This window comes from Aerococcus viridans (assembly GCF_001543285.1).
Taxonomy (GTDB): Bacteria; Bacillota; Bacilli; order Lactobacillales; family Aerococcaceae; genus Aerococcus; species Aerococcus viridans.
In genome coordinates this window covers 156,489-168,877 of the sequence record NZ_CP014164.1, presented here as the reverse complement: position 1 = coordinate 168,877, position 12,389 = coordinate 156,489, and the positions used below count along the sequence as shown (strand labels likewise).

Sequence of the window (12,389 nt, the reverse complement as noted above, 5' to 3'; positions counted from 1 at the left end):
ATCTCCTATTCAATTCTTGTGTCTTTTTCGTATAACTTCTCTAAATAGCCCTCTAATAGAGCTTTATAAGTCATTAATTCAGCAATTTTATCAATATTATTAGACAATTCAATTTCATTAATTATCTCATCAAGATGATATTTATAATAAGGAATGAAATCAGGTGTTGTGATAAATTCGTCATCAAATAATAATTTATTAATCGGTACCTTCACACCTACATCAGATGTGCTTTTTTCCATAGATAAAGATTTATCCTCGCCAATGATTATCCCATTTACAGCAGATAAACTATCTTTAACATCTCTACCGACATAGTAAGTATTTGTAGTATTTGAAGAACTATGCCCTGTAAGAACTTTTTGTTGTAACTCAGAATAACTATTTTTAATTATAAAATCATCTGTTTTAGTCATATAGCGATCTCTTAAATTGCTAGCTGTGTACCTCTGAATATTTAATTCCTCACAAATAGAAACTAAATATTCATTGAATTGCTCAAGTCTCATTACACCACTGCTACGGCGAAATGGTGATGCTATTAAAAATAGATATTTGTCGTTGTCTTTATTACTGCTTTGCTGACGAACAGGCTCTGTTATCCGTATTACTTCATCTAAAAGTTTTTTTGTCTCACTCACTATGGGGATCAGTACCTGCTGTTTATTAGACGTTTTTGTTTCTGTAAATATTGCGAATTGCTCATGACCAATTTCCTTTACACAATCAACCCTGAGAGAAACAATGTTACTTGGACGAATCTCAGTGACACTTAATAAATAATAGACTATTAAGTATAGTTCATTAATATCTTTTTCTTGTGCCTTTAATTTCATATGTTCAAATATTACAGTAAAATGTTCATCTGTTATAGGATTCGAATCGTTATGATTACTGTCAAGTCTTGATTGTAGAAAGTACTCATATCCGTTTTCTATTTCTAGCAACTTATAGTCACAAGCATGATTTAAAAAATTTCTCACTGCATATAATTGATTAAAAATTGATTTACTTTCATTATATTTACCGATAACAATTCCTTTATACGCAATTATTTTATTTAAATTAACTACACTGGTTGCCGTTTTAGCTGAGCTTATATGAGAGATATTCTCCCTAGAGTAACTATGCAGAAAACCAATAAATGCAGTAATACGCCTCATATTTTTAATCTTTGTGTTAATAGCAGCTCCTTGGTACCATATATAATGCTTCATTGCATATTTTAACTTTTCATCTGCAACGGTAGAAAAATCTAATTTTGATGACATAGTAGTACTTATTCCATCATTAGTACACTGGGACTCTGTATATATTAGTAGCCATTTATCATTGTCAGGAACATTTTCAAACGATTGGTATGGTATAACTTCAAACCCTGCAAATAAATCTTGAGCTAAACCTGTTCTTTTTAGGAATCTTTTCATAGAAATATCCTGCAATACATTAACTTTTCTGTTCATTAAAAATTGATAGAAATCAATTAAATAAGTCAGATAAATCGCGTCATTAAAAGTATTCATAAAATATTCAATTTGTATATTGAATATTTTATAAGTTAAGTCGCTTAATCGATTTACTTCTTCAGTACCCAATGAATCATCAAAATATTTCAAAAACATATTTATTTCATTATTGTTGTAATTTAAATCATCTATATATTCTATTATTACTGGTCTTAATTCTTTATTTTTATTAGTTACAACATACAATTTTTTATTTTGGTATGTTTTAGTAATAAAGAATATTGAGTATGGCTCCACGGTTGATAAGCAGTCGATAAATTTCTCAGTTTTGAAACATGTTAAGCGATAAACTTCTGAGTCTTTCTTTAATTCCTTAAAGAAATGACAAAGAGATAAGTCTTTTATTAATCCTTCATCAACCAATCCAATAAAAAAATCAACAAAAGTATTATTTGTAATATTTTGATATTCTGGTGATTTAAGGAATTTTACAATCTCGCTAGAAGTTATTTTACTTATATCATTTTGTAATAATAGACCTTCCACGATTTTTCCTATTTTAGCAATTTCCCTTAATCTAAAACTTCCATTTGAAGAAGTATCCGATAATAATTTTATATGTTCAATATATCTATTAATATACTTATTCAGCGATTCTGAAGTCGTTTCAGGAACGTGCACCAATAGCAACCTAACTAAATTTCTATTTGATAAATCATTATTCGCTTTGAATTCTTTGTAAACCGAAGGTGCAATGGTAAGTAATCGCCCAAAATCACCTTCCATTACCCGTTCGTAAAAAGCTGAGCGACACTCATAAATTCTTTTTAATTCAGACTTTCGGATAAGGTCATTCATAGTTAGATAACCTATAAATCTTGCAATTGTAGACCTGCCTCTTGAACTAATTAATCCTTTATTTTCAACATCAATTAACCATTTTAGCGTGATTTGTGTACATTTAACTTCTTTAAATAACGGAATAATATAATTTTTAAGCTTATAAGTCATCTGATAAACACCATTTGTTTCACTTTCTATCGTATAAAAGCCCTGAATATATTCCCAAAGTAATGGATCTTCAACCAATTTTTCTTGTTCTATCAATACCAGTTACCTCCCAAATGTAATTCTTCAAATTCTTTATATAAGCTATCAACATATTCTGTTTTAATTTGTAGTTGGTCTTGAAGAGTTGGATTAAAATAGCTTGTTATGGAATCGATGCTTGAGTGTCTCATTCTGTTCATTAATTCTAGCTCACTGCATTTCAAATATTGAACATTAAACATAGCAAATCCGTGTCGAAATTTATGATTTAAATTATTCTTCCTAGATCCTTTATCGATAGAAATATTAGATTTTTGAAGAATATCTCGCAAAATTTTGTTCCATGATGCCTGACTAAGCGGTCTCCCATATGAATTTATGAATATATAGTAATTGGCTTCATCATCAAATTCTTCGGTCACTGAATCTGCTCGATTATCGAAATTATAATTAGCTTCATACTTTTCTTTGGCAATATTATGTGAGTTGTTTATATATATATCAATTGAGTCAAACAAATCTGAAGGAACTACAAATGTTTGAAAACCTAATCCTTTAGTAATGTATTCACGTTGCTTATACTGCTCTTTATTGTTTATACTCAGACAGGTTTTTGCTAGTTGAAATGGTTTATCTGTATAACGATTACGTATAAACCCCACAGGAATAATATTTTCCTTCTCTTCTATTACGGTCAAATCTTCAAATGCTAGGCCAAGAACTTCTCCAATCCTCAATCCTGACTCATACATCAACCGAACAATCAATTCTTCTCTAAGAGTATAATTTGATCTAATTGTCTTAATGATTCGCTTGAACTCTTCTACTGAGATGTATCTTTTTAACTCACCACTTTTTCCTGTTTTTTCATTAGCTTTATAGCTCTCCATAGAATAGCTAGGTTCACCGGGAGTATTATAGTAGAATGAATTACTTGTTTTTTCTGATAGCCAGGCATTCTCTTCTCCTAAGTAACTTAAATACTGCCGATAAATACCTAGATATGAATTTGTTGTTGCATTGCTCCTAATGGTATCACTTTCTAATCTGAGCTCTCTGCCAGATATACTCATACCTTTTATAAATAATTTCAAATTTCTAAGTTCATTTTTATCTAATTCTTGCAGCATTTTTCCAAAAATTTCTTCGTAACTATGAAGTAGTTTCAGAGCTAAAGCTGATTTGTGTCGAGTATTATAAGATTTGTCCGATAAGTGGAAATTTAGAAAATTAAATGCGTCAGGGATTATCTCCATATCTTTGTTGTACATAATGAGGTATGTTTGACCATCTAGATTAACATTATGTGAAGTATAACTAATCAAGGTATTTTCATTCGTTTCGTCATTCAACATCTGATAGCCTATTTGTCTATTAATAATTGTCTCAGTGATAATGATCATATATGGGTCCTTCCCTAAAATATCTAAAGCTACTAGTTCCAATTAAACTCTTAATAATTAAATAGTATTCATAAAAGTAATCCAGGAACTTATTGTCCAAATTTTATTCCCACTCAGACTTCCGGATATAGTAATTTCCTTATCGTAAATTTATTTAAGAATTCATTTTTACTTTTAAACTCTGTATAACTCGACGTGGATGATAAAGTTGATAACTCACCTTGTTTAGAATAAATGTAAAATACAGAACTATATTCAACTATTCTTTCCAGCTTCTCATCATTAACAACCTCATTTCCTACTAACTGTCCTATAAAACGGCACAAGAGTGCTCTACTCCCTCCAAGTATAAGGTTCTCCTTGTCTAAAAAAATTAACCAATTTGAGTCTATATTCCTCAATTACTTTCTACTAACCAATGGAATCAGTCTCTTATTTATACCAGTTTGAATGGATAACGCATTCTTATTATCCATTTCTTTAAGTGAGAAAATACAAGCTTGCTCCCACATTGATATATCAATAAATCTGGCTTTATGAAATACAGGCGTTTTCAAATTGTTCTTCTCCAATTTTTGAATTTGAATATCAATCATATAAACTATCTTCAAATTCATTATCATAAATACCTACTAAAAATAATTTTCTGTTTATACCTCGGATAAAATAAACAAAAGTTGATTTCTTATCCTAGTCATCTCCAAATTTCAAAACCCACCAAATTGTTCTTATCATTACAAACAAAGCTTCTATTATCGAGCATTCATATACACTTATCATTACATTTCCCCTTTTATAATCTTAATAGCATTTTCTTTATTTTATTCTGTTCTCGTAGGAAAAGTAAACCCTACCTAAAAAGCTAATAGATAGGGGTTTTTAAAAGAAAGCAAAGAAGGCTGAAACATTTTTGTCTCAGCCTTCTTTGCTTCCCATATGTTATTCTCTTAAATAAAGCATGTATTCCCATAGTCATTAGCAAACTATTCAGGGACTTATTAGTTACAAATTACTTTCTAGAAATATCTTTAATCATAGCAATAATATCGTCATCCTTGAGTTGCTTTTTAAATACTACATTCAGCTCGTTTTTTCAAAGTTTTGAGAATTGAGGTGCTTTACGCGCTTTTTTAAGACCTGGTTTGAAAATATTTTGTTTCATTGAATTTCATTATGTTTCAATAAAATGGTGTGAACTTTTACATAAATTTAAAAAATGAGAGCTAGAAAATACTAAAGTTCACACCATTATTTATAATAAACTGTATAAATATTGCAACAAGTCTTTCTTTAACAATGGTTCCGCATGTCCAAGCATACAATACTTACAATTACTAATCTCTATTTCATTAATCAGTTTACCAAGTTTCCCTTTATCTAGATAACCATTATTTTCATAATCTTCACTTGTGGCATCACCTAAAAATAATATCTTATTTTTTTCTAAATTAATAATAACACTATCAATTGTATGTGGTGATTCTATATGTTTAATATGGAGAATATCGTTACCTATATTAATCGTCAATTCACCTTCAAATTCAATATCCCCTATCTTCAAAAATACTGTTTTTATTCCTTCGTATTCATAATTAAAACATGGATTAATTAACTTAATTTGATTAATATAATCTTCATTATTATATTTTTCTATTTCTTCCCTCAATATTTTATTAGTCAACTTGTGTACAATCGACTGGCCATAAATATCATTCAACCCTAAAGTATGATCCCAGTGCCAATGTGTAATAATTGTATATTGTGGCAAAGGTAAATTCATAGATGCTAATTCTTTATACATTGTTTCAATATGTCTTTTTGAATTTCCAGCATCAACCATAACTGAAAATTTTTCTCCAAAAATATAAGCTAACATTGGACGATCATTAATACTTTCGTGTGGCAAATAATATCCTGAATAATTCATAGCTCTATAATTTAAGCTGGTTTCTTGAATAAATTAATCGTTCTTGGAAAAATTGGGAATTTTTCTACAAAATAGTGCGTTCTCGAAGTAGATTTTAACTAAATGAACCTTCTTACGATTCTCTTGTTTGTTTGAAGGCATACTTCTCCCTTGTAGACGATTGATTCAAAAAATTAACGTGATGACTGATTTAAATCCATTGACTGGATCGCCGTAGGCGCTCGAAGACCCTATAGAATTCAGTTTGATACACATGATAACTCGACAATTTTAGATAGGCTCGTCTGCCTGTTTGCACAAGTTTGCCAGCGACTTTAAGGAATGTTAGTCGGATGGAATGAATAGTCATCCCTTGGTTCTTTTTATCAAAGCCGATAGTCTTTAGACAGTTGATGAGGTTGTATGCAAGCAGACTAATCATCATTCTGACATAATTTTCTAAGAAGCGTGGACTATCTGTTTTATCGAAATAAAAGCCACCTTTCGCTTCTTTGATGAAATTCTCCATTGTCCCTCGCTTGCCGTAAAGAGAGAATATGACTTCAGGTGAGACATTATCGGATAGATTAGTCACAATGAATGCGTGTTGAAAGAGGAGTTCTCCTGCTTCACGGATTGATCGAATACAGACACGACGGGGTTTCGACCATGATTGTGCTTGATAAGGCATTGAAAAATACTGAACTTCCCGATCTTCCCATTTTTGGTTATCCCCGTAAAGAACGGATTGCTCAGCTAATTGACTTAACCTCCGATTGTTCTTTAATCGGATCACATACTGACTTTCATTTTCTTCACAAGACTCATACACCTCTGGTGTTGCGAAGCCGCTGTCCCCACGAACCAATATGTCAGTATTCGGTATCGATTCATTGTAGTGGTGTAACAATGGGTCGATAAAGGCTTTCACCCCTTTAGATGTGTACTGATTACCTGAACGCAGTTCAGCTTTTAAGAAATCTCCAGTCAGTCCGTCAAAGGCAACTAATGGGTGGTAACCGTAGGTTTGATAATGTGCATTATAATCTGTTAGTTCTTGATGGCCAAAGGTATCTGAATGAGTGGAATCGAGATCAATGATTAACTCGGTGTCATTGCGAATCAAACGCGCTTTATCAATGAGTGACTGATTTAATGATTGTAATTGACCCACATTTTCCGTGGTGAAACGATCCAGAAACCGTGAAATTGACGATTGTGAGGCTAATTGTTTTCTGCCTAACACCATTTGAAAGACTGGATCCTGTCGTAACAGATTAGCCGACGAGTCTGCCGAATAACCAGCAATCAATTGCATAATGAGCTGTTCTAATATCGCTAAATTATCATGCGTGTAGTAAGCACGGTTATCTTTAATGTCCAGAAGTGATTTTGCCAAATCAGAAAACTTGAAGGTATCCATTACTTCTTTAACTAAGACTAAACCCGAATCACTCGATAAGCGACCACCTGTATGCGAAATGATGATGTTTGAATTGAATTTTACCTGGTTTTTGTGTAAGCTAATCATGAAGAGAACTCCTTTCTTATGGTTAGTTTAGACACCTTTACCATATCAGAATGGGGTTCTTTTTTCATCACTTAACAGGTGAAAATGAAAAAGTAAATTTAAGCTGCCGTTAGGCAGTTGGCACATGTTTCAACGAAAAGTATGAATTATTCAGGAATATATATCCTCATTAAACTTTATTAGTCCCATTTTTTATCCCACCGATCTGGCAATAGTTTGCTTAATTTTTTATTGCTATTCCCATCTAATACTACTTCTGTATTCATATTCTCTTTATCAATTTGCGCGATGAATTCCCTACATCTTCCACAAGGTGCAATAACTGCTCCATCCTCAAAAACAGCAACAATTTTTTTAATCTTAGTTTCTCTATGTTTAAGCATTTCAGCTATTGCAGACTGTTCTGCACATAAACCGATAGAACAAGGCACATCGATACAAATTCCTGTATAAATGTTTCCATCTGATGTTTCTAAAGCACATGCTACATGACCTGCTTTACCATATTTTTTTAATATTTGTGAGGCTATTGTTTCAAGTGCTATTTGGTACAATTCATCATTTTCCATCTTATACCCCCATACCTTTCAATAATATTAAGCTTGTTTGATGAATAAATTCATCAAGCTGCATCTTATTCGAATCACTAACTAGTAAACTATGTAACAAAGGATTTAACACACTTAGTAATTGATGACTCAGAAAATCTTCTGAAAATTCATCTGATATTTTACCTTCTTCGAATCCACTTTGAATTAGCTTATTAAATTCATTAATTAATTGATTTTGAATATTCACCATTAATATTTGATTTTCATCTTGAAATAGCGTTGCTACATCAGAGTACGAAAACAATAAGAATTGATGATACTGACTGTAAATCATTGTTTCAATTGTAGTTTGAAACTTTTGTTCAAAACAAATTGGTAAACTATTTATATTAATTAATTCGTCTAATAAGTTATTTAATTTCGGATATACTAAATCAAATAATAGCAATTCTTTGGATTTATAATGATTATATAAAGTTCCCTTTGCTATTTGTAAAGTATCTGAAACATCCTCCATTCGAAATTTAAAATAACCTTTTTCGTTAATAATCTTTTCAGCTGTTAACAATATATTATTATTTCTATCTTGAAACTTTTCGCTATTCAATGAATCGCCCCCTAAAATGACTTTAAAGTCATTTTTTCACATTAAATATTATTTGTCAATGAACTACTAAAATGAATGGTGTGAACTTTCTCAAAAACATGCAAAAAAACACCCCATGGTGTGAACCATTAAGTGTTTGAAACGTTGATATAACAACGATTAACGTTTACTGAATTGTGAAGCTTTACGATCTTTTTAAGACCTGGTTTTTGGTTCTCTTAAATTATTAGATTACAAACCATTACTTGTTCTTGATAAATCAAGAATGTGTCTAGTTATAATTAGAATAAGTTTCATTGACTTTAAGTCCTTAGAAGGTCAAGTAGATTACCAAGATAAGCAATGTATGGGCGTGCTGTTTTTTTAAAAATTTACGAATAAGATGCTCGATTTATGGAGTTCAATTAACATTAAACAGTGTTGAAAGTTTGATCTCAAAGAATATTGCATTATATTCCTTTTGTTCACTTCATACATCATCACATTTAGGTGGTAAAACGTTTCCGAGCTTTAACTATATCGGTGAGAAAAACTTCTCATTGCTTAGTCTCTTTTTTTTAAAACTTCTTCATACTACTTATTTCAAATGTCTAGCATATTAACAACTAAAACTACAAACCACACTATCTTCTCGTGGCAATCATATCAATAGGAGTATACTGTATAGGATTTCTTACTGACTTAAAGCTCTCACGTAAGTTAAAGTCCTTGTCCATCTCTCTAGTTGAAATTGATTCCTTTAATTCTTCATACGTTGAACATTCCATGTAGAACATCAATAAGTCACAAAAAGATCTCGAAACTAATCTTTTCCAAATAGGCGTCCCTTTAGAGTAAACATAGCAGTATGAAAACCAATGGCTATGATCTCCGGATTGATTAAACAAAACGGATAACTGAGTTAACATTTCATCTGCTTCCGCAATTTGAAAAGAAGTCAAAGATGGTATCTTTTCCCTTGAATTAAGAATTGCTCCAGGAACGCTAATTTTTCTATAGTACTCCGAAGATTTATCAGCAGATAATCTATCTAATTCTTCAAAGTACGGGCGTAAGTAAGTAAATGTTTTTGCATCAATTGTATTGCCTACTTTTAAATAATAAGAAGCTGTCGTCATTGTAAAAAGAGCCTCATATTTATGATGTTCATTTAATAACGCAATAATACATATAAATAATTCCCAAATTAAAAAATGTTTTGGCTCATCAATACTATATATTCTCCAACTAGTACTTTCCCCTTTTAGTCTATTATATAATTTTTCAGCAAAATGAACTAACCAATCTCCTAAATTTGACTCATCTTCTATTATCTTTATTTCTAAAAAATCTAACATTAGATTACGGTAGGGTAAGAATAAACTAATTTTTTCTAAAATAGTGTCTCCTTTAATAGGTAACTCTAGATCATGTTCTCGAATTCGTTCAATAAATTCTTCAAAAATATCATTTTCAAAAATCTTTTTTTTTGATAATGATGATTCATTTTGATAATTTCTAACATAAGTTTGTAATAATGATTGATTTTTTTCATTTGAATCTAACCATTTTGGCATAGCTCCCAGTTTAGGCTTTTCAAACTCTGGTTTATTCCAAATATTACGGACTAGCTTCTCATAATTTTTTTCATAGTCTCTTTGATTATTCATATTACTTAAGTCAATATATATTCTTGAATTAAGATAAGTAGGTATAACTGATTTATTATCAGTGTTATCAAAAATAACAGGGATAAATTTAGTTTGGTTGGAACTACTATAAATTTCAGGTGTAATAATTAGGGTTTCATCACCTACACCTCCAGTTCTATTATCCGCCCGTTCACGATAAACTGAATTACATAAAATTAATACCTTTTTTATTTCAGAATTTTGCACTGATTGTTCCATAAATTTATACTTATCTTGTCCTTCTTTTAAGTCCCATTTATCTAAGACAACGTCTATCCCATCATGCACTAATCTTTCAGCAAGTGAGACAACATTTTCCGTGTATTCTTCACTTGTCCAGGCATATGAAATAAACACTTTAGGGACGTAATCAACTTCTTGAACCAATTTATTTATCTCCTAAATCATTATTATTCTATTTATAATACCCAGCTTTCAATAGAATTGCTAATATCACTTTCGCTCGGTAGACTATTCCTCCAACCAGAGACAAAATCAATATCTGAAGAATCGGGTAATTCTTCTTTATTCAATTCTCTTATTTTAATTCTGCTTGGAATTAAACTAGCTTCTCCAACAAATATAGCTTCCCTTCTTGTTAAAGAAGGTAAAATTTTTGTCAAACCTACTAAATTATCAGGTAAAAAATTTGATATATAGGACTGATCTGTGGAATTTGTTAACCTCATAATAACCCATGATGAACACTGCGATAATACTGTTTTTTCCAAATCTGCTGGTCGTTGGGATACTAACATTAAGCCAACACCATATTTCCTTCCTTCCTTTGCTATTCTTCGAACAGCTACTTGTGCTTCTTTGTATTGAGCTTCACCACTATTAGGTACGTATCTATGAGCTTCTTCATATACTAGAAGTATTGGGTTTTTTTTTCTATCTTCAGTACTTTGCCAAAGCTTGTATTGAAATACCAACCTAGAAATAAGTGCAGTTAAAATTCCGGCAGTTTCGTTCGGAAGTCCTGAAATATCTATCACCTTAAGACCTTTATTTTGTCCTAAACTATCTCCAATTAATTGGTTTATCACTTGGAACAATGTAAAACTAGTCTCTTCATTATATTCTTCCATAATAAACCTCAATTGAGGATTTGATTGTAAGATACGAAGCTTTTTCAACACTTCTTCCACTTTATCTCTACCAGATGAAGCCGCTAGTTTTTCTTTTCTTCCAGATTTGCGTCCTTGTACTTTATCTACGTGCAGTACAAAATCTGAAATTTTGAAAGGAACCGGCTTATCTCTATCAAAATCCAAAATATCAGCCTCAGTATACTCCTCTTTTATAATAAATGGAGTACTCCCAGCGACATCTTCGTCAAATCTATCAATCATACCTTTAGATACTAACCTTGCATATCTCAAAGCTTCATATACAATATTATTTTGACTTGTTGCTTCATACTCAGTCTTCCCTATCACAAGAGATCTAAATTCATCACTAGTCATTAGCCAATAAGGTAGAATCAAATTCTCTGAACCATTCTCATCATCTCCTCCATAAGCTTTGAATGTAACACCGTATTTCTTAAATGTATTCTTATACTCACCATGTGGATCAATCATAATAATTCTTGGATGAATTCCCCCCTCATCTTTTTCCATAATCCCATGTATAATAGCACTAACTGTACCTGATTTCCCAGTACCCGTAGAGCCCAGAATTGCACAATGATTGCCAAATAACTTGTTTATATCAGCCCTACAATCTTGTCTAGTCCCTGAATATTTTCCTATGACTAACAAATGCTCCGACTTTTCTGCTTTACTTTCTGCTCCTTGATAAAGTAACTTCATTTCTTCATCTGTCATTAAATAGACATCTTGAGTAGGTAGAGGGTACTTAGATACCCCCCTGTCAAATTCCAAAGTCTTATTGGAAAAATCGTATGTCCCTTGTCCTATTAATTCAGCTTCTAGAATTCTAGCATCTTTATCCATTGTCAATGTAGTTCCGTCTGAAATCAGTTCATTTTTCATTCTTAACATTGAAACACTAGCAAATAAAATTGTCCTTCCGAAGTGAATTTTAACTATACTCGCCATTTGGCCTATAGCTATCACTTTACCTCTGTACGATTTTGTAAGTGTTATAATTTCTGGATCTAGCTCTACTTTTATAGCGGTTCCATTAACTTCGTTAACTTTCCCGATCTGTAGCTCTTTTACAGGATCAAATACCATT

The 12,389-nt window shown here is 31.4% G+C and carries 9 protein-coding genes; all 9 read right to left on the bottom strand.

The annotated features are described in order from the left end of the window. Window positions 1-5 precede the first annotated feature (5 nt). Window positions 6-2,573, bottom strand: coding sequence for a tyrosine-type recombinase/integrase (locus tag AWM76_RS00800; protein WP_003141395.1), 2,568 nt, complete (start codon window positions 2,571-2,573; stop codon window positions 6-8). Beyond that, window positions 2,570-3,961, bottom strand: a complete 1,392-nt coding sequence (locus AWM76_RS00795) for a tyrosine-type recombinase/integrase (protein WP_003141396.1) — start codon at window positions 3,959-3,961, stop codon at window positions 2,570-2,572. Before AWM76_RS00795 ends, AWM76_RS00800 begins: the two co-directional genes overlap by 4 nt. 359 nt (window positions 3,962-4,320) lie before the next feature. Further along, window positions 4,321-4,515: a hypothetical protein gene (locus AWM76_RS00785; RefSeq protein WP_147291236.1), complete on the bottom strand. Its 195-nt coding sequence runs from the start codon at window positions 4,513-4,515 to the stop codon at window positions 4,321-4,323. Window positions 4,516-5,171: 656 nt separating this feature from the next. Further along, the gene (locus AWM76_RS00780; protein ID WP_050774100.1) at window positions 5,172-5,825 is read right to left on the bottom strand and encodes an MBL fold metallo-hydrolase; all 654 of its coding nucleotides are present in this window, start codon (window positions 5,823-5,825) and stop codon (window positions 5,172-5,174) included. 211 nt (window positions 5,826-6,036) lie between these two features. After that, window positions 6,037-7,356: an IS1380 family transposase gene (locus AWM76_RS00775; RefSeq protein ID WP_005232990.1), complete on the bottom strand. Its 1,320-nt coding sequence runs from the start codon at window positions 7,354-7,356 to the stop codon at window positions 6,037-6,039. A gap of 179 nt (window positions 7,357-7,535) precedes the next feature. Beyond that, the gene (locus AWM76_RS00770) at window positions 7,536-7,925 is read right to left on the bottom strand and encodes a cytidine deaminase family protein (protein ID WP_003140912.1); all 390 of its coding nucleotides are present in this window, start codon (window positions 7,923-7,925) and stop codon (window positions 7,536-7,538) included. Window position 7,926: 1 nt separating this feature from the next. Further along, the gene (locus tag AWM76_RS00765) at window positions 7,927-8,514 is read right to left on the bottom strand and encodes a TetR/AcrR family transcriptional regulator (RefSeq protein ID WP_003140913.1); all 588 of its coding nucleotides are present in this window, start codon (window positions 8,512-8,514) and stop codon (window positions 7,927-7,929) included. Between the two features lie 623 nt (window positions 8,515-9,137). Next, complete coding sequence (locus AWM76_RS00760) at window positions 9,138-10,571, bottom strand: SEFIR domain-containing protein (RefSeq protein WP_003140914.1); 1,434 nt, start codon at window positions 10,569-10,571, stop codon at window positions 9,138-9,140. Between the two features lie 32 nt (window positions 10,572-10,603). Then, on the bottom strand, window positions 10,604-12,388 hold the full coding sequence (locus tag AWM76_RS00755; protein ID WP_003140915.1) for an ATP-binding protein: 1,785 nt from the start codon (window positions 12,386-12,388) through the stop codon (window positions 10,604-10,606). Window position 12,389 lies beyond the last annotated feature (1 nt).

Excerpts from the sequence above, each read along its gene's own strand:
- AWM76_RS00785 (WP_147291236.1), bottom strand. The coding sequence starts at position 4,515 with ATGATTGATATTCAAATTCAAAAATTGGAGAAGAACAATTTGAAAACG.
- AWM76_RS00775 (WP_005232990.1), bottom strand. The coding sequence starts at position 7,356 with ATGATTAGCTTACACAAAAACCAGGTAAAATTCAATTCAAACATCATC.
- AWM76_RS00770 (WP_003140912.1), bottom strand. The coding sequence starts at position 7,925 with ATGGAAAATGATGAATTGTACCAAATAGCACTTGAAACAATAGCCTCA.
- AWM76_RS00755 (WP_003140915.1), bottom strand. The coding sequence starts at position 12,388 with ATGGTATTTGATCCTGTAAAAGAGCTACAGATCGGGAAAGTTAACGAA.